Source organism: Rhizobium sp. 007 (assembly GCF_015353075.1).
Taxonomy (GTDB): domain Bacteria; phylum Pseudomonadota; class Alphaproteobacteria; order Rhizobiales; family Rhizobiaceae; genus Rhizobium.
This window is the reverse complement of sequence record NZ_CP064188.1, coordinates 2044358-2068950: the sequence shown is the minus strand read 5'-3', so window position 1 is coordinate 2068950 and position 24593 is coordinate 2044358. Positions and strand designations below refer to the sequence as shown.

21 protein-coding genes and 3 pseudogenes are annotated in these 24593 nt (G+C 60.0%); 11 read left to right on the top strand and 13 right to left on the bottom strand.

From position 1 onward, the window contains the following. Positions 1 to 48: 48 nt before the first annotated feature. Positions 49 to 336 (top strand): MurR/RpiR family transcriptional regulator, encoded by a 288-nt coding sequence (locus ISN39_RS30805; protein WP_194731695.1) that lies wholly within the window; start codon positions 49 to 51, stop codon positions 334 to 336. A 164-nt stretch (positions 337 to 500) separates the two neighbouring features. Here the strand turns inward: ISN39_RS30805 and ISN39_RS30800 are convergent. From ISN39_RS30800 to ISN39_RS30785, 4 genes and pseudogenes are all read right to left on the bottom strand, one after another. Further along, positions 501 to 1347, bottom strand: a pseudogene (locus ISN39_RS30800) (SDR family oxidoreductase). Positions 1348 to 2298: 951 nt separating this feature from the next. After that, positions 2299 to 2571: pseudogene (locus tag ISN39_RS36940) on the bottom strand (hypothetical protein); the annotation flags it as partial. Further along, positions 2564 to 3862 carry a beta-ketoacyl-ACP synthase II gene (gene fabF, locus ISN39_RS30790; protein ID WP_194731693.1) on the bottom strand — a complete coding sequence of 433 codons (1299 nt, stop codon included), beginning with the start codon at positions 3860 to 3862 and terminating at the stop codon, positions 2564 to 2566. The gene fabF and the pseudogene ISN39_RS36940, both read right to left, overlap by 8 nt. Positions 3863 to 4072: 210 nt before the next feature. Continuing rightward, positions 4073 to 4660: a TetR/AcrR family transcriptional regulator gene (locus ISN39_RS30785; protein ID WP_194731692.1), complete on the bottom strand. Its 588-nt coding sequence runs from the start codon at positions 4658 to 4660 to the stop codon at positions 4073 to 4075. 98 nt (positions 4661 to 4758) lie between these two features. Between ISN39_RS30785 and ISN39_RS30780 the strand changes: the two genes are divergently transcribed. The 5 genes and pseudogenes from ISN39_RS30780 to ISN39_RS30760 form a co-directional block, all read left to right on the top strand. Next, a complete protein-coding gene (locus tag ISN39_RS30780) occupies positions 4759 to 5871 on the top strand; it encodes an efflux RND transporter periplasmic adaptor subunit (protein WP_194731691.1) in 1113 nt (370 codons plus the stop codon). Then, positions 5868 to 8978: an efflux RND transporter permease subunit gene (locus ISN39_RS30775; protein WP_194731690.1), complete on the top strand. Its 3111-nt coding sequence runs from the start codon at positions 5868 to 5870 to the stop codon at positions 8976 to 8978. Before ISN39_RS30780 ends, ISN39_RS30775 begins: the two co-directional genes overlap by 4 nt. A 316-nt stretch (positions 8979 to 9294) precedes the next feature. Next, a complete protein-coding gene (locus ISN39_RS30770) occupies positions 9295 to 9657 on the top strand; it encodes a hypothetical protein (protein WP_194731689.1) in 363 nt (120 codons plus the stop codon). Between the two features lie 100 nt (positions 9658 to 9757). Then, the gene (locus ISN39_RS30765) at positions 9758 to 10216 is read left to right on the top strand and encodes a nuclear transport factor 2 family protein (protein ID WP_194731688.1); all 459 of its coding nucleotides are present in this window, start codon (positions 9758 to 9760) and stop codon (positions 10214 to 10216) included. Between the two features lie 268 nt (positions 10217 to 10484). After that, positions 10485 to 10829 (top strand): annotated as a pseudogene (locus tag ISN39_RS30760) (LysR substrate-binding domain-containing protein); the annotation flags it as partial. Between the two features lie 192 nt (positions 10830 to 11021). On the opposite strand, the gene ISN39_RS30755 reads toward ISN39_RS30760, so the two are convergent. Continuing rightward, positions 11022 to 11375, bottom strand: coding sequence for a hypothetical protein (locus ISN39_RS30755; RefSeq protein WP_194731687.1), 354 nt, complete (start codon positions 11373 to 11375; stop codon positions 11022 to 11024). 727 nt (positions 11376 to 12102) lie between these two features. On the opposite strand from ISN39_RS30755, the gene ISN39_RS30750 reads away from it, so the two are divergent. After that, positions 12103 to 12579: a GNAT family N-acetyltransferase gene (locus ISN39_RS30750; RefSeq protein WP_194731686.1), complete on the top strand. Its 477-nt coding sequence runs from the start codon at positions 12103 to 12105 to the stop codon at positions 12577 to 12579. Positions 12580 to 12731: 152 nt separating this feature from the next. Here the strand turns inward: ISN39_RS30750 and ISN39_RS30745 are convergent, their stop codons facing one another. Next, positions 12732 to 13583, bottom strand: a complete 852-nt coding sequence (locus ISN39_RS30745) for a sugar phosphate isomerase/epimerase (RefSeq protein WP_194731685.1) — start codon at positions 13581 to 13583, stop codon at positions 12732 to 12734. A 306-nt stretch (positions 13584 to 13889) separates the two neighbouring features. Between ISN39_RS30745 and ISN39_RS30740 the strand changes: the two genes are divergently transcribed. The 4 genes from ISN39_RS30740 to ISN39_RS30725 are packed head-to-tail and all read left to right on the top strand — an operon-like array spanning position 13890 to position 17699. After that, positions 13890 to 14777, top strand: a complete 888-nt coding sequence (locus tag ISN39_RS30740; RefSeq protein WP_194731684.1) for a sugar phosphate isomerase/epimerase — start codon at positions 13890 to 13892, stop codon at positions 14775 to 14777. Positions 14778 to 14837: 60 nt separating this feature from the next. Next, positions 14838 to 16004 carry a mandelate racemase/muconate lactonizing enzyme family protein gene (locus tag ISN39_RS30735; protein WP_194731683.1) on the top strand — a complete coding sequence of 389 codons (1167 nt, stop codon included), beginning with the start codon at positions 14838 to 14840 and terminating at the stop codon, positions 16002 to 16004. A gap of 5 nt (positions 16005 to 16009) precedes the next feature. Further along, a complete protein-coding gene (locus ISN39_RS30730) occupies positions 16010 to 16702 on the top strand; it encodes a FadR/GntR family transcriptional regulator (protein WP_194731682.1) in 693 nt (230 codons plus the stop codon). A 22-nt stretch (positions 16703 to 16724) separates the two neighbouring features. Continuing rightward, complete coding sequence (locus tag ISN39_RS30725) at positions 16725 to 17699, top strand: NAD(P)-dependent oxidoreductase (RefSeq protein ID WP_194731681.1); 975 nt, start codon at positions 16725 to 16727, stop codon at positions 17697 to 17699. Between the two features lie 84 nt (positions 17700 to 17783). On the opposite strand, the gene ISN39_RS30720 is transcribed toward ISN39_RS30725, so the two are convergent. From ISN39_RS30720 to ISN39_RS30690, 7 genes are all read right to left on the bottom strand, one after another. Further along, on the bottom strand, positions 17784 to 18863 hold the full coding sequence (locus tag ISN39_RS30720; RefSeq protein WP_194731680.1) for an ABC transporter ATP-binding protein: 1080 nt from the start codon (positions 18861 to 18863) through the stop codon (positions 17784 to 17786). Beyond that, entirely contained in the window at positions 18863 to 19972 is a 1110-nt protein-coding gene (locus tag ISN39_RS30715) for an ABC transporter ATP-binding protein (RefSeq protein ID WP_194731679.1), read from the bottom strand. The genes ISN39_RS30720 and ISN39_RS30715 overlap by 1 nt, the downstream gene beginning before the upstream one ends. Beyond that, positions 19969 to 20172 (bottom strand): hypothetical protein, encoded by a 204-nt coding sequence (locus ISN39_RS30710; RefSeq protein ID WP_194731678.1) that lies wholly within the window; start codon positions 20170 to 20172, stop codon positions 19969 to 19971. The genes ISN39_RS30715 and ISN39_RS30710 overlap by 4 nt, the downstream gene beginning before the upstream one ends. After that, positions 20169 to 21128: a carbohydrate ABC transporter permease gene (locus ISN39_RS30705; RefSeq protein WP_022713859.1), complete on the bottom strand. Its 960-nt coding sequence runs from the start codon at positions 21126 to 21128 to the stop codon at positions 20169 to 20171. Before ISN39_RS30705 ends, ISN39_RS30710 begins: the two co-directional genes overlap by 4 nt. Position 21129: 1 nt before the next feature. Further along, positions 21130 to 22035, bottom strand: coding sequence for a sugar ABC transporter permease (locus ISN39_RS30700; RefSeq protein ID WP_022713860.1), 906 nt, complete (start codon positions 22033 to 22035; stop codon positions 21130 to 21132). A gap of 149 nt (positions 22036 to 22184) precedes the next feature. Next, entirely contained in the window at positions 22185 to 23492 is a 1308-nt protein-coding gene (locus tag ISN39_RS30695) for a sugar ABC transporter substrate-binding protein (RefSeq protein ID WP_194731677.1), read from the bottom strand. A 371-nt stretch (positions 23493 to 23863) separates the two neighbouring features. After that, positions 23864 to 24505, bottom strand: coding sequence for a TetR/AcrR family transcriptional regulator (locus ISN39_RS30690; RefSeq protein WP_194731676.1), 642 nt, complete (start codon positions 24503 to 24505; stop codon positions 23864 to 23866). Between the last annotated feature and the right edge of the window lie 88 nt (positions 24506 to 24593).

Below are 24593 nucleotides of genomic sequence, written 5' to 3'. Positions count from 1 at the left end.
GATCGCACTGAGATTACCGGAAGGCGGCTTTTTGGAAGGCGAAGCGCAATGCTACAGAATAGAGACCGCTGTCCTCCCGCGACACTGCAGGAACTGAAGTACCTGATCGCCAAGCGGCAGATCGTCTTTCCCAACCGTCTCGAGCAGGTCGCGCGACAGATCATAGAACGGCCGGAAATGATTGCATTCGAAAGTGCCGCTGCGATTGCGCGCAATTGCAAGGTTTCTCAAACGACGGTTCACCGACTTGCACAGCACATTGGGTTTCAAACATTTGGCGAGTTTCGCGCGCTGATGAGAAATCATCTTCGAAAGACTGCCGGAAACCACCGCTAAAAAGACAGCGCGTTGTCGGCGGTTGTCGGCAGATCATGTTGGGGGCGGAGCAGACCGTTTCCGAGTCAAGCTGACGAAGGCAGGTTTTAAAATCCGCCAGCTGTTTGTATCTTCCCGCACGATGCGAAAGCCCAGGGAACAATAGACTGGCCGGCACCCAGCACCTAGTGCGCGTTCTCCGGCCCCAGAATTCTTTTCATGGTGGCCCGCTGCATCGAACGCGGCGTCAGGCGATTTGAAAACGCAACGACGTTGTTCATGAACCCGGCGATCACGGACGCTTTCCCCTTTGACAGCGATGGCAGACCACTTTCGGCGACTGGACGGGGCTTCATCGTCAGAAGGCGCAGCATGGGCGAGACGGGAGCGCCGGCCGCTGCATCGAAGCCGGTTTCGGTGTGCCCTGGACAAAGACTGGTGACGACCACACCTTGCGGACGAAGTTCGTCATGCAGAGCTTCCCCAAAGGTCAGCACATAAGACTTTGTCGCTGCGTAAGCAGCAAAGGTGGGGACGGGCTGTAACGCCAAGAGACTCGCAATAAGAAGGATCTGGCCGGATCCCCGGGCTGCCATGTCACGCCCGAAAACATAGCTCAGTTCGGTGAGCGCCGTGATGTTGAGCTGAATTATGTCCGTGGTGCGCTCGAGCGGCGTTTCCAGAAATGCGCCGTGCAGTCCGTACCCGGCATTGTTCACCAGCATGTCGATCTGTATCGACCTCTCGTCCAAGCTGCTTTTTAAACGGGCAGCAGCACCAGGCGCGGCAAGATCGATTGGCTCGACAACGATATCGACGCCATGTTTTCGGCGAAGCGCGGCGGCGAGCTTTTCCATTGGCTCCTGTCGCCGGGCTGCGAGCACGAGATTGACCCTCTGTGCCGCCAGCAGTTCAGCAAACTCGAGACCAAGGCCGCTTTGATGCGCCTGTGACCAGGGCCCTTTTTCCGATCGGGCCGTCTACCTTCTCAGCAATCTCGATGTTCCTTTCCAATTTAATAGTAGCTCGCATCTGCTTGCCTGTTGATTATGTTGCGTGGACGTTCACCTTGGCCGATGGTTCGAGCAAGGCTCGCCATTGGTGTCGATGATTTTAGATTGCGATCACACGCTGTCGGCATCCTAGAGCTCATGCGAAAGATACTAGAACGCTTGGCGGATCAGACTGTGGAACCGGAGCTGGGCTTCGGCGACGTGTGCACATGGAACGAGCAAGCGCTTTCGCAGGACCGCGTAGCGCAACGCTGTATGGGTGGGCGTGTGCTGATGTCCCTCGGTTTCATTGGTATACGCATTTGACTTGACAATAGATTTCATTTGAAATCTAAATCACACATAGAGTTTATACGCAATCTAACTATTTATTGTACGGACGTTGATACCGGGAGCTGGACAAGGACGTCAAAACCGAAATCCTTTGGTCGGGAACGGATCAAATCCGAAATTACGGAACACCCAATCGACAACGATCTGTGCTTCGTCCTTCAGAGGGCCAACCGTGTGGTCTCGCGCCGCGCGGACGCCGCATTGCGCGCTGCAGGGCTAACTGCCGAGCAGACATTGCTGCTTGCGGCAATCGCTGAGGCAGCCTCACCGCGAGCAGCAGATCTCTCCCGTGCGCTCGGCATCGAGGCATCGACGATTGCGGCAAACCTAAAGCCTCTGATGAAGCAGAGTTGGACTTTTGCGTTGGTGGATGTCGACGACCGTAGAGCGCGGAGACTTTTCCTGACAGAGGCGGGGAGCGAGCGACTTCAGATGGCAGTCAGACACCTTCAGGAGTTTGAAGACGTGTTGTCGATACAGATTGGCGGAAAACGCAATGTTCGTACCGTTTGTCATACACTTAGCACGCTGACCACAGCGTGCCTTTGATACGCTGGCCACCCGCGCGAGCACAGGCATTACTGCGGTGTTAATAATGCCTGACGGAAGCCCTCACTCGTCGCCTATGCGTTGCGCCCAGGTGGCCCATGACCTCGTCAATCGTTTCCGCGGCTGAGGGTACGCTACTTCGGCGAGAGATCGGGCGCCAAGCCCTCGGCTGAACGTCAAGCCGAATTGGATAAGCCGCGGGCGCTTTTGACATGGACAGCGCTTGTGCATCGGTATTTGCGACGATGACTTCTGCGTCCTCAAGCCTTTGCTCGATCATGTTGGCGACAGCATTTCCACCGCCGCCGCCACGAAGGCACGGTTTGACGATGTTTGGTGCGCGGGCACTCGCGTCAGCCATTGGAGGATGAGCGGCTAGCGCTCCCATCTTTCCAGCGTCGGAATACGACGCTCGCATTGACCCCGCCGAAGCCGAAACCATTGGATATTGCGTATGTCACGTCTACGGGGCGCGCTTCGTGCGCCACGAAATCGATACCGTCGGCTTCCGGGTCTGGAGCATTCAGGTTGAGGGTCGGCGGTGCGATCTGGTTCCTGAGTGCCATGATCGTAAAGATCGCTTCCAGCCCACCGGCCGCACCAAGCAGATGTCCTGTCGCTGATTTCGTGCCGCTGACAGCAATGGCATTATTGGAACCGAAAACGCTCTTGATGGCTCTGATTTCGCCGAGATCGCCGACCGGTGTGGAGGTCGCGTGCGCGTTCAGATGGCCAATTTCGTTCGGCTTTATTCCAGCCTGCGCAATGGCGATCTCCATGGCCCTGCGCGCACCATTGCCGTCTTCGGGACCGGAGGTGATATGGTGGGCATCGGCTGTCGTGCCGTAACCGACGAGTTCGGCAATCGGCATGGCGCCGCGAGCAACGGCATGGCTTAAGGCTTCAATGACCAGAATGCCGGCGCCTTCGCCCATGACGAAACCGTCGCGCAACCTATCAAAAGGACGAGATGCGCGAACGGGGGCCTCGTTGAAGCCGGTTGACAGCGATCGCGCGGCAGCAAAACCGCCGAGACTGACAATGTTCATGCAGGCTTCCGTTCCACCGCATAAGGCAATGTCGGCTTCATTTGCCCGGATCATTCTGGCCGCATCGCCGATCGCTTGAACACCGGCCGCGCAAGCTGTCACAGGCGCGCCAATCGGACCTTTGAAGCCGAAACGGATCGAAGCTTGTCCCGCTGCGAGGTTGACGAGAAACGACGGAATAGTGAAGGGCGAAAGACGGCGCGCCCCGCGTTGATCGACAGTACGCACCGCTTCTGTGATCGCCGGGAAACCTCCGATGCCTGAGGCGATGATCGTCGCGGTCCGCAACCGGTCATCATTGGAAATTGGCTTCCACCTCGCCTGGGCGAGCGCCTCTTCAGCGGCCGCTAACGCGAAGATTATAAATCGGTCGACCTTGCGTTGATCCTTCGGAGCCATCACCCTGTCCGGGTCGAATCCTCCTTCAGGGTCTTCAGCAATTGAGGGAACCACTCCGCCAATTTTGGACGGGAGATCTCCGACGACGTCGTCCCTCAGCCGCCGAATACCGCTCTGACCTGCAAGAAGGCGCGACCAGGAGCTATCAACATTGGCTCCAAGAGGGCTGAGTGCCCCCATTCCTGTAACAACGATACGACGCATAGGTTTTCCACCCGTATTTTCTTTGAAAACTAGGCACGCCCCCAGACCGCCGGCCGGCGAAGCGGCCAGTACGCAATCTCAGAACATGCAGTTTGCGAGGACTGAAAAGAGCGCTATCCGATCCGCATCCGGTCTACTGGGTCGCTATGACCCGTGATTTGGACGGGATAATCGAATCCGCGATCAAGCCTTAGGGCGACCGACAGCTCTTCAAGCATCACCTTCACCGCCTGCAATGCGCCTGACCTCGCCAGCGGCTGCGTCGAGGATGTCGCGCGACAAATTCTCTTCCTCGATGAGGCGGGACAGCGTGACAGCACCCACCATAAGAGACAGTATCGCCATTGCCTTACCGCTGGGACTGGAGCCCTTGGCTTCGTGCATCAGCTCATCCAGAACCTCGAAGTGAGCCCGAATCCCATCCTCGAATGGGCGTCGAACCTCTTCACTTTGCCGCGCCGCGTCCGCTCCCAACGCCACCAAAGGACAACCGTCAGCCTTTTCGCCACGATGGTCGGGGGATAGGTAAAACGCCATGACCGCTTCAAGGGGATTGGAATTGTCTACAGCCGCTGCTGACCATCTGCGTGTGGCGCTTTCCATCGCACGCCTGGAGGCCTGCGCTGCAAGATCGTCCTTCGATGAGAACTGCTTGTAGAACGCGCCTTGCGTCAGGCCGGCACCTTTCATCAGATCCTTGAGGCCAATCCCATCGAAGCCGTGCTCGCGAAACAGACGGCTTGCCACGTTGATCACCGTTTCGCGATTTTCCTCGGCCTGTACGCGGCTCACTCTCATGATGACCTCCAGTTAGATTTCATTTGACATCTATATCATAAATAGAGTTAGATCGCAATCTAAATCATCCGGGCGACCGGTCAAGAAGAGAGCTTAAAATGAAACGCAAACATGTCCTGATTGTCGGGGGGCTCGCGGCAGCAGTGGCGGCGGCAGGTTTTTTCCTCGTGTCCGAAACGGCTGAACGTAAAGCCGAAGCTGCGGATCCAAGGACTGTTGCACCCCTGGTAAGCGTGACGGAGACGAAAAAGACCGGAACAGCGGAACGGTCGTTTACCGGCACCGTCGCCTCAAGAACACAGAGCAATCTCGGATTCCGCGTTCCGGGCAAGATCGTCCAGCGTATGGTCGATGTGGGTCAGCAGGTGAAACAAGGCCAGCCGCTGATGCGCATCGATGAAACGGATCTTCAACTTGCCCTTACAGCCAAGCGCAATACGGTGGTTGCAGCGCGAGCTGTCCTGATTCAGGCACAAGCCGATGAGAAACGCTATGCCGCGCTCGTAAAGAATGGATTGGCCGCAACCCCGCAGCGTTATGAACAGGCGAAAGCGGCCCTTGACACGGCTACAGCTCAGCTTGCCGCGGCTGAAGCCGACGCCAAGGTCGCAGAAAATGCAGCGGCCTACTCCGTCCTGTTTGCAGATTCGGACGGAACGGTCGTCAATACGCTTGGGGATCCCGGACAAGTCGTCACCGCGGGCCAGACGGTGGTTCAGCTCGCCCAAGCTGGACCGCGTGAAGCTGTCGTCTGGCTGCCTGAGACTTTGCGACCCCAAGTCGGATCCGAAGTGGAAGCCAGTGTCTACGGAGGCGACGGTCTTAGCGGAAAAGCTCAGCTACGACAGATCTCGGATGCTGCCGATCCCCAGACCCGCACTTACGAAGCGCGGTACGTTCTCGATGGCGCTGCCGCCTCTGCTCCGCTCGGTTCCACAGTGACGATTAAAATCCTGGACGCGGACAGGCAGTCGGAGGTCGCTGTTCCCGTAGGCTCCATCCTGGACGACGGTAACCGCACGGGTGTGTGGGTTGTCGACAGCGGCACCTCCACCGTGAAGTTCACCCCGGTCGAAATCAAGAGGATCGGCGAGGAGACGGCGTTTGTTACCGGAATCGCGGTTGGTCAGCAGGTTGTCGCTCTGGGCGCGCATCTTCTGGAAAAGGGTGCGGTTGTCAGGATTGCCTCGCAGCAAGAGGTGAAAAAATGAGCTTCAATCTTTCCGCCATCGCGGTTCGCGAACGCGCCGTTACCCTATTCTTTATCGTCCTGTTGGCCGCCGCGGGGGTCTACGCCTTCGTCAAGCTGGGACGCGCCGAGGATCCATCCTTCACCATCAAGACCCTAACGGTCACGTCAGTTTGGCCGGGTGCTACCGCGCGTGAAATGCAGGATCTCGTCGCTGAGCCTCTTGAGAAGCGCATCCAGGAGCTCACCTGGTACGATCGTGTTGAAACGACAGCCCGCCCCGGCTACGCTTTCCTCACCGTGACTTTGAAGGACAGCACGCCGGCAAGCGCCGTCGAAGAGGAGTTCTATCAGGCGCGCAAGAAGCTCGGTGACGAAGCCCGGAACCTCCCACCAGGCGTCATTGGTCCCTTTGTCAATGATGAATATTCCGACGTGAGCTTCGGCCTTTATGCCCTGAAGGCGAAGGGGATGCCGATGCGCGACCTCGTTCGGCAGGCGGAGGTCATCCGTCAGGATCTTCTGCACGTTCCGGGCGTCAAGAAAATCAACATTCTCGGAGAGCGCCCCGAACAAATCTTCGTCGAATTTTCCTATGCCAAGCTCGCAACACTCGGAATTTCGGCCCAGGATATCGCTGCAGCTTTGCAAAGACAGAACACAGTCACGCCCGCCGGCTCGATCGACACGCGTGGGCCACAGGTCTTCATCCGTTTCGACGGAGCGTACAACAGCGTGCAGGCGGTAGCCGATACGCCGATCGTGGCAGCGGGACGGACGCTGAAGCTCTCCGATCTAGCGGATGTGCGGCGCGGATATGAGGATCCCGCGACCTACATCATCCGCCATGAGGGCGAGCCGACAATCATGCTGGCCGCAGTGATGCAACAGGGCTGGAATGGTCTTGAGCTCGGCAAAGCGCTTGAAGCACGATCCGCTGCCATCGCGCAGACTTTGCCGCTAGGCATGACGCTCACCAAAGTCAGCGATCAGGCCGTCAACATCGACGAGGCGGTCGGCGAATTCATGCTCAAGTTCGCAATGGCGCTTGGCGTCGTGCTGTTCGTAAGCCTGGTCGCACTCGGCTGGCGCGTTGGCATTGTTGTGGCGCTTGCCGTTCCGCTGACGCTTGCGGTCGTTTTCCTCATTATGCTGGAAACCGGCCGGTTCTTCGATCGTATTACGCTTGGCGCGTTGATCCTTGCGCTGGGCCTTCTCGTGGACGACGCCATCATCGCGATTGAGGTGATGGTGGTGAAGATGGAAGAGGGCATGGACCGCATCAGGGCGGCCGCTTATGCCTGGAGCCATACAGCAGCGCCGATGCTGTCCGGCACTCTCGTCACTATCATTGGACTGATGCCCGTTGGCTTCGCAAGATCAACTGCAGGTGAATACGCCGGCAACATCTTCTGGGTCGTGGGCTTCGCGCTGATCGTTTCGTGGTTTGTCGCAGTGATCTTTACGCCGTATCTGGGTGTGAAAATGTTGCCCGACATCAAACCGGTCGAGGGTGGACATCACGCCATCTATGATACTCCAAACTACCGCCGCCTGCGCTCTCTCATCGAGTTTGCGGTTCGCCATAAATTCATGACCTGCGCAGTAGTCGGCATCACGATGGCTATTTCGGTCGTTGGGATGGGAGGCGTCAAAAAGCAGTTCTTCCCGACATCGGATCGCCCTGAGGTATTGGTCGAAGTTCGCATGCCCGAGGGTACGAGCATCGAAACCACGATAGCAGCAGTGGAGAAAGTCGAAGGCTGGTTACAAAGCCAGCCTGAAGCAAAAATCGTCACCAGTTATATAGGGCAGGGTGCGCCCCGCTTCTTCTTTGCCATGGCGCCCGAATTGCCCGACCCTGCATTCGCCAAGGTCGTTGTGCTCACTCCGGATGCTCACGCACGCGAGGCTTTGAAGCACCGCCTTCGAGCCGCCGTTTCGGAAGGGCTTGTTCCTGAGGCATCTGTGCGCGTAACGCAGCTTGTATTCGGGCCCTACACGCCGTTCCCGGTCGAGTTTCGGATCATGGGACCGGATCCGGATGAGCTCTACAAGATCTCCGAGCAGGCTCTGGCAATCATGAAGGGTGTGCCTGATGTCCGGCAGGCCAACCGCGATTGGGGCAACCGCACCCCTGTCCTGCGGTTTGTCCCCGATCAGGATCGGCTCAATCTGATCGGTCTTTCACCCTCTGAGGCAGCCCAGCAGATGCAATTGCTGCTGAGCGGCATCCATGTCACCCAGGTGCGCGACAACATCCGTAACGTGCCGGTTGTCGCACGTAGCGCAGGTGACAACCGGCTTGATCCCTCAAGGTTGGGTAGTTTCTCGTTGATGAGCAGGGATGGCCGTCAGGTACCACTTGATCAGATCGGGCATTCCGAGATCCGGTTTGAGGAACCGATACTGAAACGTCGCGACCGCACACCGGTGATCACGGTACGCTCCGATATCAACGAGGCGACGCAACCCCCGGAGGTTTCGCAACAGGTCATGAAGGCGCTTCAACCGCTCATCGCATCGCTTCCCGTGGGATATCGCATTGAGATGGGCGGCAACATCGAAGAATCGCTCAAGGCCAATGTCGCACTCGTCCAGGTCTTCCCGCTCATGATCGCGGCCATGTTGATCGTCATCATCCTCCAGGTGCGCAGCCTGTCAACGATGACGATGGTCATGTTGACAGCACCCCTCGGACTTGCTGGGGTGGTCCCGACGCTGCTTCTGTTCAATCAGCCCTTTGGCTTCAACGCCATTCTTGGTTTGATCGGACTGGCGGGTATCCTGATGCGGAACACGCTGATCCTGACAGAGCAGATCAAGGAAAACCAGGCCGCAGGTCTCGATGACTACCACGCTGTCATTGAAGCGACCGTGCAGCGGACACGTCCTGTTATCCTGACCGCGCTTGCAGCGATTCTGGCCTTCATACCTTTGACCCATTCGGTGTTCTGGGGATCGATGGCCTATACGCTGATTGGCGGAACGGCTGCAGGCACCGTCATGATACTTCTCTTCCTCCCAGCCCTCTACGCGGTGTGGTTCCGGATCAAGCCGACGAAAGAAGAGAGCCACGGGGGGACGACTGAACATCTGGATCCGCCGATAGCACTGGCCGCAGAGTAGGGCATCTCGCGTGCAAGACGACTCGGGCCGCACATAAGTCTTCCAAGACGCATCTTTTCTCACCCAAAAAGGATGCGCTTGAACTGATGGATAGTTGGAACAGAAACCGATGCGCACTAGGTCCATGAAGCCATCCCGCGCCATGTCGTAAGATCTCGGCCGATGTCTCGTTAAAGAGAGCGCACATTAATCACGGTTTCGCGGTTTGCCGCAGCCTGACTGCGACTCACCCGCATCGTCATCTCCTTTTTTAGATTGCAATCGTAATCTAAGTTCTGTATAGAGGGTGAACGAAATCTAAAAAGGGAGATATAAGATGATCCGCAAAACCCTGAGCGCATCGCTCCTGGCCGCGCTGTTTCTTGCGACCACGGCTTTTGCCGAGGAAGCAACCATCGGCCACTCGATCGAAGGCGGCAGCCTGCACGCGGGACCCCTCGACATGGTGGTCTACTACGTCCCGGTCGACGGCGACCTGCTGCAGGTCACCGCCACCTTCGCGCCGAAGACCGGGGGCGATCCACTGCGCGTCGTCATGGGCCTCGCCGACGGCGACTCCGTGGCGTTTTCCATGCCAGGCCATCAGGACTCGCTTTACGCGTTCTCAAGGTCCGGCAAGCAGGTGACGGTCTCGACCGAGACTGACACGCATCTGCGGGCCGACGCGACAATGCGTTGACCCGACGTGCAGACCGCACGACCGCGGGCTCTTGCGTCGGCGCGGCTCGCCACACGGTGCCCTCGATCACGCCATCGAATAAGTCCGGAGGAGACGCCAAATGCTATACAGTTATTTTGTCGAGAAATCGATCCGACAGAGCTTCGACCACGTCAACAACCATCGCTGGGATGCGGCGGTGAAAGCAGTCGTGCCGCATGTCTATCACCGCGTTTCCGGCGCCCACGCGCTTGGTGGCGAGCGCCACGACAAAGAAGCCCTGCGCCGCTGGTTTGAGCGCCTCGGCCGTGTCCTGCCCACTCTCCATCTCACGGTCAACCATGTCTGGGTGAAGGGCTGGCCGTGGCATACCACCGTGTTTGCCCAGTGGGACGGAACCGCAACGCTGCTCAACGGCGACGCGTCGTACGTCAACCGTGGTCTCCACGTGTTCACCCTGCGGTGGGGAAGAGTCTATGCACTTGAGGAATTTTACGATTCACAGGCAGCGGCCCGCGGTCTTTCCGCCCAAGCGGCAGTTGGTCTCGAAGAAGCTGTCGCCGAACAAATTGTAAGCTAGCAGAAGCGCAGCCCATCGCGTTACGTGACTGCGGGCGGGCTATCCTCCTGTGTGTTGGGAGAGGACAGGTACCGCGGCCCCGTTTGCGCAATTGCAAAAGGCCTTCCACGAATGAAACGCCTCGCCGACGGTACTTTTCTGATAGTGTATCGCTCTGTCGGGGCGTGGCAATGTTTTGAAAATGCCGAAAGTTAGCGATAGATGAACTGCTATGATCGTCGTTTCGTTGAGATCACCTTGCAGCCGGATATGCACCGGCTCCGCCGGGAGGACCGGTCGCATTCGGCAGTGGCAGATGCGGAGTGTTGCTGGAGATGAGCAAACTGCGGCCTTGAAAGAGAAGATCGTCGTCAACGATCCTGCCGCGATGCGATCTGCCGCACTTCTCGGCCTTGGGGTCGCGATGATCCCCAAGCCGGATGCTCTTGCCCATCTGGAGAGTGGCGAGCTTACCCGATTGATACCGGCGTGGTATGCCGATGCTGGCCCGATCTCGATCTACTACGCGAACCGCACCTTGCTACCCTCCAAGACAAGGGTGTTCATCGACTTCATAACGGAAGTCTTCCAACGCGAGCGATGGCCGGAACGGTTTGCAGGAACACTGGTCTGATACCCCCCAGCGCAAAGACTAGGCTTTGGCGCTCGACCAGACACGGCTATCGCCACCACGCATTGTTCGGTCACAAACGCGGTCCGCAAGCCGTTCGAAACATCGGATGCGGATAGACGTGGAAAAGCTGGGCAGTGGAGATGTGGGCCGCAAACCAACGCAATCAAACCACCTCCGGGTAGGGACGGATCGTCATAGTGCGCAGCGCCCACCTGTTGCATCGCCCTCGTCGGTCAGTTTCTTGCGGATGCGTTCCGGTCCACCGACAACGCGTCGAGCGAACGGTCGATCCGGATCGATCACCCGCCAGAACGGGGCGGTGTCGCTTCGGCTCATTTGTACCAGATGCCGTCGCACCGTCACAGGGCAGCACGCGTCTGCTCCATACTTGGCCGCAAGCACTCGCCTGATTGCTGCGAGATCCGATATGCAGCCGGGAGGCGCCGCCCACAGTTCGTCGGCAATCATCGTCTCGCTTGGAATCAGCATGCGTTGCGTCTGGGTCTTGCCTTTTCGGCGCATCTGGATGACCGGCAGTTTGTTCATGGTTGGCTTCTCAATGAGTCAATCTATACCGAAGACGAACCGGTTGAGCGTATTCCTACTACCTAAATCAAGAAACTGGCAAACCCGTCGCCGCTAACCCGCTTCACAGCGCATCCGCTCCGCCGACCTCGGCGAAAACCAGCTAAACTCTCCGATGGCAGATTGGCGGGATTGGACGGAATAAAGGTGTGGTGTCAAATCCTTCAAACCCGGGTGCGTTGCAAACGTCAAGGGCAGCTTTGTACGCAAGGATGGCCCTGTATTGGTCCTTTGCAACCATCTCAGTATTCAGGCACACTCTGCTAGATTGCGCGCCTTCAGAGATTTCCTCGATCGAACGTCCCGGCACCTTGGCGTTCCAGAAATTCTGGAGGGCGGCGACGAACGCTGCCGGAAGTCGTCTTCAAGGCCGCTCTTGCACGGCACCCTAACACGACCGCGATTTACAATCTCGGAGCGGGAAACCGAGGCGTGGCGGCCGCCATTGACGATTTAAATGATCGCCCCCTGTTCATCAGCACGAAATTACCGACGTTACTCGAGTGCTGCTGCGCTCCGGCATCATGGCACTAGCTATCGATCAGGACCCTGTGAAAGGCTCGTCTAGCCGTTGAGCTTGCTCTCGAGCATCTGGATGTGGGGGCGAATGGAATGAATGCCGCCGACTTGACATCAGCGCCTGTCTAAACACATAGCCTGCGCCAGTTAATTTAAGGGGTTTTCTGTCGTGTTGACCATACGTGAGGCTGTCCGTGAAGATGCGGCGACGCTTTTGGGTTTCATTCGCGAGCTCGCGATCTATGAAAAAGCTGAGCACGAAGTCGCCGCTACCATTGAGAAGATCGAAGAGTCGATTTTCGGCACGAACTCTGTGACTCACGCATTGATCTGCGAACAGGATAGCGGGCCGGTTGGCATGGCTATCTGGTTCTTCAATTACTCGACCTGGCAGGCAAAAAACGGACTCTATCTCGAAGACCTGTATGTGACGCCAGCGGCGCGCGGATTGGGCGCGGGCAAGGCTCTGCTCAAACGACTGGCTGAGATCGCTCTCGAGACTGGCTGTGGTCGGTTTGAATGGAGCGTACTCGACTGGAACGAGCCAGCAATCCGCGTCTATGAAGCAATCGGCGCTGAACCCATGAACGAGTGGATCCGTTATCGTTTGTCTGGGGAAGTGCTCAAGAATTTCGCGGCAGGCTAGGGAAAAGAAGCCTTTGGATCTAGGGCATGTCGCACTTGGAAATAGAATGTACCGTCCTTCGCGTCCGAACGTCGACCCGAGAGAGTGGAATGACGCTGCCGTGCGGTCGCGCCCGGATCGAAATTCGGACTGATCGATTGGCGGCACCGCGTTCATGCCGCCGCGTGCCATCCATCGCGGATATGGCGGTGGCCTTCGCGATAGACCGCTTCAGGTGTCTCGGAAAAGTCGCGCCAGACCTTTGTCGCGGCAGCAAGGTCCTTGAGCGCCCGGCCGAAGGCTTCGATTGTCAGCCAGCCGTCGTAGCCACTCGCGCGTAGCGCCCTGAACGTCTCCGCCCAGGGAATGTGGCCGCGCCCCGGTACGCCGCGGTCGTTTTCCGAAATGTGGACATGGACGATGCGGTCCCTGTTTCGCGTGAAGGCGCCGATGGGATCGGCCTCCTCGATATTGCTGTGGAACGTGTCGTACATAGCGCGGATATTTGGATGCCCGACCGCGTCGACATGGGCCGCAAGGGCGTCCATCGTGTTGAACAGGTAACACTCAAAGCGGTTCAGCGCCTCGAGCCCGATCGTGACGCCGCGCTTTGCTGCATGATCGCCGATCGCGCGTTGCGAGGAGACCGAGCGCTTGAGTTCCGCCGCGCTCGGCCCGCTTCCGGAAAATTGGCCGAGCGTCGAATGCAGCGGCCCGCTCAGCATCCTGGCGCCGAGCGCATCGCTGCAGTCGATTGCCCATTTCATATAGTCGATGCCGCGTCTGCGGGTCGTGGCGTCGGGGGCGATCAGGTTCATCGAGGGGTCGCCCATGGCGGAAACGGCGGTCCGTTCCAGGCCGATCCGGTCGAGCAGGGCCCCCAGCCGACGGTAGTCGTCGGGCGTCCCCGAGAAGATCGGAATCTCGACGCCATCAAACCCGGTGTCCTTGATGTCGCGCAACAATCCCTCGTGCTTGCGGCCGACACTCGTCGTCCACAGGAACATGCACATGCCGATCTTCATGTCTCCTCCCTCTGGGCCGTTCGGCCCTGCGTGTTATTCAGCGCAATCTGGTCATACCAAAACTGGATATCCGGTCAAGCCAATTCTCGGCATCGCTCGTCCGCAGGATTAGCGAAAAAATCCAGACTTCAACATTAAACATCGGTATAATAAGATATATCCCCGTTCCTCGTTGCGTCTTGCAGAGGGTGAGAAATTGCGTTAGATCTTTAAATCAGCGACAATTGGCCGAACCAGATTACCGAAAATGGCGAGACTGGCCGACGCCCGTCGGTTAAGCGAGCCGCAACAGCCTGGGAGGACCTCATGCATCTTTCAACACACAACTGGATGCGGGCGGAACCGCTCGCCGTCACGCTGAAGCGCATCAAGAAATACGGCTACGAGAGCATCGAGATATCGGGCGAGCCGACACAGTACGATGTGAAGGAAACGCGCGCGCTGCTCAAGGAACACGGCATCCGCTGCTGGGGCGCCGTCACGCTGACGCTAGGCGAGCGCAACCTTGCCGCCAAGGACGAGGGCCAGCGCGCCAAGTCGGTGGATTACGTCAAGAGCGTCATCACCATGGTCAGCGAACTCGAGGGCGAGATCGTCACGCTTGTGCCGGCGACCGTCGGCAAGGTAGTGCCGGACGCGACCGAAGACGAGGAGTGGAAGTGGGTGGTCGACGCCACCCGCGAGTGCTTCACCCACGCGCAGAAGAAGGGGGTGCGGCTGGCGATCGAGCCGCTCAACCGCTTCGAGACCTATCTCTTCAACCGCGCCGCTCAGGCGCTGGCGCTGGCCGATGCGGTGAGCCCGGAATGTGGCGTCTGCCTCGATGCCTTCCATCTCAATATCGAGGAGGCGGACATGTACGACGCGATCCGGCTGGCCGGGAAGCGCCTCTTCGATTTCCACGTCGCCGACAACAATCGCTTCGCCGCCGGCCTCGGCCAGCTCGACTGGCCGAAGATCATCGGCACGCTGAAGGAGATCGGTTATGAGGGCGCGGTGACGAACGAGTTCGTCGCTCCCGTCGATCGCACGCCGGCCGCCAAGTACCCGGACATGGTGGAGCGCAGCCCCGTCGATATTCCGCCGGAGCAATTGAAGTTCATCCAGGACCACGGCTCGAGCCTTCTTACCGAGAAGTTCTACGACGATCAGATGCGGATCACGGCCGAGACGATCCTGCCGCTGATCAAGTGACGAACGGAAAGGCATATGTTCTCGCGGCCTGCGAGGTCGTGAGGGCGGGAGATCCGACACATGCGTATCAAATCCGTAGAGGCCTGGTGGGTGAAGATTCCCATCGCGGCGAGCCGCCAACACCGTAGCGACTTCGGCCGACTGGCGTCCTTCGACGCCGCGATCGTGCGTATAGAGACGAATGACGGCATCGTCGGCTGGGGAGAGGGCAAGAATGCCGCCGGCAGCGCAGGCACCTATGGCACGCTGGTGCATATGCTGAACCACGAGGTGGGGCCGAAGCTCATTGGCCGTGACCCTGCCGACATCTCCGCCATATGGGAGATGCTCTACAACGGCGTACGCCACGAGATGGCGGCGATTTCGGGTCACGCCATGCCGGAGATCGCGCGGCGCGGTCTATCCGTCGCGGCGATCAGCGCGGTCGACATGGCGCTGTGGGACATTCTCGGCAAGTCACTCGGCGTCCCCGTCTGGAAGCTCTTGGGTGGCCGCAAGGCGGACAGGTTGCCTGCCTATGCTTCGGGTGGTTGGGAGAGCGCGGACCGGATCGGCGAGCAGCTCCAGTCCTATATCGCGGCCGACGGCTTCAAGTCGGTCAAAATGCGCGTCGGCGCGATGGACCGTGCGCCGCATGTCTCGGCGTCGCGGGTGCGGGCGGCTCGCAAGGCGATCGGCCCCGACATCGACCTGATGGTCGATGCGCACGGCACCTATACGGTCGCCGAGGCGAAGCGCTTCATCCAGATGGTGGCGGATTGCGACCTCGCCTGGTTCGAGGAACCGGTGATAGCCGACGATAAGCCGGGCATGGCGGAGGTACGCGCGGCGGGCAATGTGCCGATCGCCGCGGGCGAGAGCGAGGCGACCCGTTTTGCCTTCCGCGATCTCGCGGTGCTGCGGGCCGCCGATATATTTCAGCCCGATCCGGCCTTCTGCGGCGGCATCACGGAGGCGATGCGCATCAGTTCGCTCGCCAGCGCCTTCAACCTCCGTTTCGCACCGCATCTGTGGGCCGGTGCGCCCTGTTTTTTCTCGGGCCTGCACCTGTGCGCGGCTTCCCCGGCAAGCTTCGTCATCGAGTATTCGCTCGGCGCGAATCCGATGATCCATGATCTCGTCGAGGACACTGTGTCGGTGAAGGACGGCATGATAGAGATTCCCGATAAACCCGGCCTGGGCTTCACGATCAATCAGCGGGTCCTGGAGGCTCACGCGCAAAGATAGTGACGATGAAAGAAAACTCCCTACTCTCCGATCTCGCAGGATATCTTTTCGCGAATTCGAGCGACAACGGCCGCACGCCTTCAGAGCGGGAGCTTGCAGAGCATTTCGCCGTCAGCCGCGGCCAAATTCGCGAGGCGCTGGCGATCCTGGAGGCTATGCGCATCGTCGAGCGCCGCGCCAAGTCCGGTATCTACCTGACGACCACGGAGGCGAGCGTCGAGGCCATGGCACTCTTTGCCCGCGCCGGCGTGCCGCTTGATCCGATCCTGATCTACGAGACCGTGGAGCTTCGCAAGATCCATGAGATCAAGGCCGCGGAACTCGCCTGCCTGCGGGCCACGGAAGAGAATTACCAGCGCCTGCGCGATATCCTCGCCGCGTCCGAGGCGAAGCTTGCCGCTGGCGAGGGGCTGGCGCGCGAGGACCGGGATTTCCATCTGGAGATCGTCCGAGCGACCAAGAATAGCGTCTTCTATCGCGTGTGCAGTGTCTACTACGTGATGGGCGAGCAGCGCCTGCCGATCTATTTCGGCGACATCGCCCGCAGCCGGCGCTCGCATGAGGAACATATCCGCATCTACGAGGCGCTTATTGCTCGCGACGGCAATCTCGCCCAGGCGCTGATGAGCGCGCACCTCCAGGGTGCGGAAAGCTACTGGAAGGGTCTCATCGGCGGGCCCGAGACGGTCGCCGGATAGCCGTAACCGGCTGGGAGGGCCGATGAGCTTCATCTTTTCCACGCATCCCCTGCATCCAGCGGCCGAGGCCATGCTCGAGGCTGCGGGCGATCTGCGCGTCGCGTCCGCCGCCGATCCCGAAACGTTGCTTCGAGAAGGGCAGGGCGCGGGCATCATCGTCGTGCGCGCGCCGATCCCGCCGGCCTTCTTTCGGGATGCGCCGGCGCTTCGCGCTGCGATCCGCCACGGCGCCGGGCTCGATATGGTGCCGATGGATGCGGCGACCCGTGCGGGCGTGCTCGTCGCCAACGTGCCGGCCGTCAATGCGCCGACGGTCGCCGAGCACGTCTTCCTCGTGACGATGGCCCTGCTTCGGCGCTTCCGCCTGATGGACCGGGAACTGCGGCAGAAGGGCTGGGCGGCGGGGCGCAGCCAGTCGGACGGGGCTGTGGACCTCGGCGGCCGAACCATAGGCATCGTCGGCATGGGCAATGTCGGCAAGGCAATCTTCCGGATCGCGAAGTTCGGTTTCGGCGTGGAGGTGGTCGCCACGAGCCGGTCGCCTGAAAGCGTGCCACATGGTGCGCGCTACCTGCCGGTCGACGACCTCGTCGCGACGGCCGACGTCGTCGTGCTCTGCTGCCCCCTGACGCCGGAGACGACCGGCCTGCTCAATGCCGAGCGCATCGGCCGCATGAAGCCCGATGCCATTCTGGTCAACGTCTCGCGCGGCCCGGTGATCGATGACGCGGCGCTGATCCAGGCGCTGCACGATGGCCGCATCGGCGGAGCCGCGCTCGACGTCTTCGCAACGCAGCCACTCCCACTCGACCATCCCTATTTCGGCTTCGATAATGTCATCGTCACTCCGCATCTCGCCGGTCTAACGGAAGAGAGCATGATGCGTATGGGAACGGGCGCGGCCAGCGAAGCCATGCGCATCATGAACGGCGAACTGCCAGTCAATCTGCGCAATCCCGAGGTGGTCGAACACTATCGCCGGCGCTTTCCGGCATAGCTCTGAGCCCCCTCGCGACAATCCGAAACGCTACCGACCCCCGCGGTGTCACGCGGGCCGCTGGCATCTCTCGGATCTATCAGGTCAGCTCGGGTACCGCAGGCTCATACCGCTGTTGCCGTCGAAAAGCACGACCTTTTCAGGATTCCAAGAGAAGCGCACGGACTCGTCGATCTCCAGCTCGGTGCGGGCCGGCACGGTTGCCTGCAACAGCTCCCCGTTGCCGGTTCGCAGCGTCACGATCTTTTCGACGCCATGGTTCTCCACGTCGTGCACCCGTGCTTCCCCCGGCGCACCGCTGTCGAGGAAGAGGTCCTCGGGGCGGATGCCGAAGGTGAGCGGGCGACCGTCCGTCGCAATCCCGTGCCCGTTGCCGAGCGGCAGCCGGTAGCCCTCGGTGGCCACGGCCTCGCCGCCTTCAAGCGTGCCGCCGATCAGGTTCATCGGCGGCGAGCCGACCGCGCGGGCGACGAAGGTGTTGACCGGGTTGTTGTAGATTTCATGCGGCGTGCCCGTCTGCACGAGATGGCCGTTGTTCAGCACGCCGATCTTGTCGCCCATCGACATGGCCTCGATCTGGTCGTGTGTGACGAACAGGAAGGTCGCGCCTAGGTTCATCTGCAGGTTTTTCAGCTCGGTGCGCAGCGCCTCGCGCAGTTTGGCGTCGAGCGCCGAAAGCGGTTCGTCCATCAGGAAGACGCGCGGCTTGCGTACTATGGCTCGGCCGATCGAGACGCGCTGCATCTCGCCGCCCGACAGCCGGTCCGTCTTGCGGTCGAGCAGGTGCTCGATGCGCAGGGTTTTGGCGACCCGGTCGACGCGTTCCTTGATCTCTGCAGGTTCGACGCGGCGGATAGGAGATTTCAGTGGAAATTCCAGGTTCTCCCGCACCGTATAGCGCGGATAGAGCGAATATTGCTGGAGCACCAGGGCCACGTCGCGCTCGGCGGCGCCCCAGTCGGCGACGTCCTGCCCGTCGATGAGGATCTGCCCTGCCGTCGGCTTTTCCAGAGCGGCGATCAGGCGCAGCGTCGTCGTCTTGCCGGCACCGGTCTGGCCGAGCAGCACGAAGAACTCGCCGTCAGCGATTTCGATGTTCAGGTTTTTCAGCGCCGCGTGGTTGCCGAAGGTCTTGGTGATACCCTTGAGTTCGATATGCGCCATCAGAGTCTGATCCCGAGCGACGAGCCGGTCGCCGTGTTGAAGAAATGCGCCTGGTCGGGGTCGATGCGTGCCCAGACGGCTTCGCCCGGACCGGGCACGAATCCGCTCTTGGTGCGGGCCCTGATCATCTGGTCGCCGACCTTCAGGTCGACGATGTCGTGCGAGCCGAGCGGTTCGATGATATGCGCCTCGACTTGCATGAAGCCCTCGCGGGCCTCGCGCGAGATGAGTACCCCCTCTGGCCGGACGCCGAGCGTCAGCTTGCCGTTCTCGGCCTTCGCGTCCGAGAGGCGGTTGGCAAGGGCGGCGGGGAACTCGAAGCCCTTTGCCCCACCGCTGACCTGCACGCTGGCATGGCCGCCCGTTTCGCTGACGGTCGCCTGCGCCATGTTCATGACGGGGCTGCCGACGAATTGCGCGACGAACATGTTCGCGGGATAGGCATAGACCTCGGACGGGCTTCCGACCTGCTGGAGAATGCCCTCGTGCATGATGACGATGCGGTCGGCGAGCGACATGGCCTCGACCTGATCGTGGGTCACGTAGATGGTGGTCGAGCCCTGCTTGATATGCAGGCGTTTGATTTCGGCGCGCATCTCCTCGCGCAGTTTTGCGTCAAGCGCGCCGATCGGCTCGTCCATCAGCATGGCCTTTGGGCGGCGCACGAGTGCCCGGCCGATCGCCACGCGTTGCATGTCGCCGCCCGAAAGCGCCGAGGGCTTGCGGCCGAGAAACTCGGTGATGCGCAGCACGCGCGCGATCTCGCGCACCGCCGTGTCAATGTCGCCCTTGCTCATGCGCGTCGCGCGCAGCGGAAAGGCGATGTTTTCGTAGACCGTCATGTGCGGATAGAGTGAGAAGGACTGGAACACCATGGCGATGTCCCGGTCCGATGCCTTCATGTGCTGCACCGGCTGGCCGTTGATCAGGATGTCGCCTTCGTCGATGGTCTCCAGGCCCGCGACGGCGCGCAACGTCGTCGTCTTGCCGCAGCCGGATTGTCCGAGCAGCACGATGAATTCGTTGTCGGCGACGGCGAGATTGAGGTTCTTGATGACCTGGACGGCACCAAAATATTTCTGGATGCCGCGAAGTTCGATCTGCGTCATGAATGGCTGCCTTCGTCTCGTTGCTCGTCCCGCGGGATTTTGGTCGTCACCATGAAGGCGATCAGCCCGACGAGTGTCATCGTCAAGCCGTAACGGTGGAGAAACAGGTTCCAGGGCTGGCAGAGCGCGATGATGCCGAAGATCATCAGGTACTGCGAACCGGGTTCGAGATATTTCTGGCTGAGGGTGCGGAAGGTCATTTGCGGATCGCTCCGAAGCTCATGCCGCGCAGGAGATGGTTCCTGAGCAGGAAGGTGAAGATGGCGACCGGCAGCAGGAACAGGAACGTGCCGGCCGCAATCACCGTCCAGTCCGGCAGGCCCGAGCCGACCTGGCTCGGGATGAAGGGCGGTGCGGTCTGCGCGCGCCGGTTCGTCATGATCAGCGCGAATGCATATTCGTTCCAGGCCGTGATGAAGCAGAAGACGGCGGTGGCGGCGATGCCTGTCGCGGCTTCCGGGATCACGATCTTGAAGAAGGCCTGCATGCGGGTGTAGCCGTCGACGAGTGCCGCCTCCTCATATTCCTTCGGGATCTCGTCGATGAAGCCCTTCATGAGCCAGACGGAGAAGGAGAGGTTGAAGGCAGTGTAGAGTATGATGAGGCCCCAGTGCGTGTCGTTGAGGCCGACGACGCGGTACATCAGGAACATCGGGATGGCGACGACGACGGGCGGCAGCATGCGGGTCGACAGGATAAAGAAGAGAAGGTCCGCTTCTCCCTTCACCTTGAAGCGCGAGAAGCCGTAGGCCGTGAAGGTCCCCATGCCGACGGCCAGCACCGTGGACGTGATGGCGACGATCAGCGAGTTCATGAAGCGGTTCGGATAGCCGGACGGCTGGATTTCGCCGCGCCCGGAGCGGACGATCTTCTCGCCCCCGTCGAACACCATGCGCTCCCACCAGGGGGCGGCGGCATATTCTTCAGGAGTCGGCGCTCCGCGCAGTTGCGAGCGCTTGGTGAAGAGCTTCACGAAGGGCGAGATTTCCGGCTCGAAGAGCACGGTCGGCGGAATGGTGGTGGCGAGGTTGCGCGGCTTGAAGGCCGTCGAGGTGATCCAGTAGATCGGCGCCAGGAAGATCAGCGTGATGACCAGCACGGCGGCGATCGCCACCCGGTTCAGCGCGCGTTCGGAGCGGGTTTGGACGGCAGCCATCTCAGCGCTCCTTCACCTTGTTGAGATACTTGACGTAGATGTTGGTGATGGCGAGCACCATGATGAGCACGATGTAGGCGAGCGCGCAGGAGCGCCCTGTCTGCCATTCCTGAAAGGCCATCTTGTAGAGCCGGATCGAGATCACCTCGGTCGTCGGTTGGCTCGTCAGGATGTAGGCGAGGTCGAAGGTCTTGAAGGCTTCCATGGTACGGAAGATGATCGCGATCATCAGGATCGGCGCCACCAGCGGCAGCGTGATGCGGAAGAAGGTGTAGAACGGCCCCGCCCGGTCGATAGCCGCCGCCTCGTAGAGATGCTTCGGCACGGCGGAAAGGCCGGCGAGCGACAGCAGCATCACGAAGGGCGACCACATCCAGATGTCGGTGATCGCCACGGCGTAGAGCGCCATGTCGGGGTTCGACAGCCATTCAAAGGAGCCGAGGCCGAGCGCGTAGTTGATGATGCCGAAGGACGGATCGTAGAGCAGCTTCCAGAAGAGGCCGACCACCGCCATCGACAGCATCATCGGCAGCAGGAGCAGCGTGGTGAGCAGACCCTTCAGCGGAATGTCGCGGTTGAGCAGCATTGCGGTGCCGAAGCCGACGATCACCTGCCCTGTCACAGAGACGATCACATACTTTGCGGTGATGGCGAAATTCGACCAGATGAAGGTATCGTTGAGCAGCTCGCGGTAGTTCTGAAGGCCGACGAAATTGGCCCGCGCGTTTGACGAGGCGCGGAAGTCGGTAAAGGAATAGCCGAGCGAATAGATCAGCGGAAAGATGTTGAAGACGATCAGAAAGAGGATCGTCGGGATGATGAACAGGTTGCGGATACTAATATCGCTCATGCCGCGCGAGGCGGCACGCGATTTCGCGTCCAGGGATGTCATGACGACGGTTGCCAATGTGCTCCTCCTCAAAGAGCCCAGCGCTGGACGCAGTGATGGCATCCGGTTGCGCATTACCTGAGCATGAACAAGTGCCATGCGTCCTTTGGTTCTCGGGTGCAGAAAAACGGGAGGGAGCTACGCACCCTCCCGTGCTGTATCAACGCCTAGTGACGGCCATACTTCTTGAAGGTCGTGTTCCAGTCCCTAGCAAGCGCGTCGAGCGCTTCCTTCGCTGTGCCCTCGCCGGCGGTGACGAAGGGATAGATGCGCTGGTTCATCTGGATCAGCAGTTCGGCATATTCAGGCGTCGCCCAGAAGTCCTTCACCTTGAACATGGTCTCGTAGAAGGCCTTATTATAGGGTGTTGCATTCTGGAATTCCGGCGATTCAAGCACTTTGGCGCTTGCCGTGTAGCCGCCCAGTTCGGCCCAGCGCTTCTGGGTCTCGTCCTTGATGAACCATTCCAGGAATTTCATCGCCTCTTCCTGGTTGTCCGAGTATGAAACGACCGAGATACCCTGGCCGCCGAGCGCTGCGAACTGATCGCCGCCCGGACCTGCCGGGTTGGCGAAGAAGCCGGTGACCTTGGCGTTCGGGTTGGACGCCTCGTTGACCAGCGCCGGGAAGAAGGCGAAGTAGTTCATGCTCATCGCCGTCAGATTCTCGGTGATCGCCTGGTTGTTCTCGACGAAAAAGGTCTTGGCCCAGCCGGGAGGCGTGAAGCCGTAGAGCTCGCGATACATTTCGAGCGCCTTGACGTTCTTCTCCGAATTGATGATGCCGTCGACCTTGTAGTTCTGATAATCGCCAAGCTCGCCGCCATAGGAGAAGATCGCGTTCTCGACGCCCATCACCAGGCCGTCATAGGAGTTGTCGGTGTAGATCGCGATGCCGTAGCGCTTTTCGTTCGGACGGTGGAAGAATTCGGCGATGTCACGCATCTCGGCCCATGTCTTCGGCGGGGCGAGGTCGTAGCCGTATTTGGCCTTGAAGGCCTCCTTCTCCTTGGGGTCCTCGAACCAGTCCTTGCGGTAGGACCAGCCGACGGCATCGCCTTCAGCCGGGATCGACCAGTACTTTCCGGAGTTCGAGGGATATTCGGCGTAGTATTTCACCGTTGCCGGCGCCATGACTTCTTTGAGCTTGTGCTTATTGAAGAAGTCGGTGAGATCGACATAGTGCCCGGCTTCGGACGCAGCGCCGATCCACTGGCTGTCGCCGACGACCATGTCGTAGGCCGAGCCCTTGGCGTTGAACTCGGTGAAGGCCTTGGTCTGAAAGTCGGCCCACGGCGTGGTCTCGACAGTGACCTTCACGCCGGTTTCAGCCTCGTATTCGTTCACGAGCTCCTGAAGGTAGTTTGCTGGGTCCCACTCGGCCCAGAAGATCGTCAGTTCCTGGGCTTGTGCGGACGTTCCGCAGGCCCACATCAAGCCGACACCGGCCAACAGACCGGTCATAGTTTTGCGCATAACGTTTCCTCCCATTTATGCACGCTTCCCGCTTCGTTGCAGGCCTTCCGATCCGACTTTCCGATCCTCATGGGTGGTTGTTCGCTCTGGTGGGGCCTCCCCGACCCTTGCCCCGTTTCAGATCTCTAGCCTGAATGCTGGTTCCTTCATCTGGTAGTACCAAATATAATTATCGTCAAGAGCAACTTTCGGCGGAGATTCCGCCCGTGACTCGCCTTCAAAGTCTCTAGATCGCACCGATAAACTCGCATTTCTGGATGTCGTCTTGTCGGGCAGTCTGATTGATGGTGGCCGATCCGGACAACAACACAGAAAGATATTCATTAAACTGGTCGAACCAGTTTTCATTGTAGGTCGGAGGGTTGTCAATGTCATGCCTCGCTCCCCGCCTCCCGTACCGCAGCTTCAACGAGTGCCTTGGCCGCCCATGCGGCAACAGACTGTGCGCTTTCGGAGGTAAGTCCCCAGATATCCTTCAACACGATCAGCACCTCGACGCCGAAGACAAGGGAGAGTGCCTGTGCAAGGCGTTCCCGGGCCTCGGGCGGCACGGTGCCCTGCAGGGGCCTGGTCACGCTCTTCAGGAGATCGACGCGGTGGCCGCGCGTGAACAACGGCTCGTTGCCGAGCGTGCCGGCCTGGCGCTGCGCCCACTGGTCCAGCGAAAGCTTCAGCGCCGCTTTGAAGGTGGCCTCGAACTCGTCAATGCGCGGCATCGCGGTCGCCAGCAGGTCGGCAACGCGGGTGCGCGCATCGGGACTGTCGGACGACCAGTCGAGTATGGGTCCCAGAGCCTCGTCCACCACGGCATGCACGAGCGCAGCCTGGCTTGGAAAGTAACGGTAGGCGGTTGCGCGCGAGACTTCGGCCGCCTCGGCGACTTCGCTTACCGACGGAGTGATGCCGGATTGCATGAGCCGCGTTGCCGTTTCGAGCATCAGTTTCCGCGTGCGGGCACGCGGGCCTCGCTCGGCGGTTCTGGCGGTTTCGTTCTGTTGACGTGAGACATGCATGTCTTTATGATACGCGCGTCTCACAAATTTGCAAGAGCCGATCGAGTGGCTGTAAGAGTGGGATATGGCGGGGTGGGAAACCACCTAG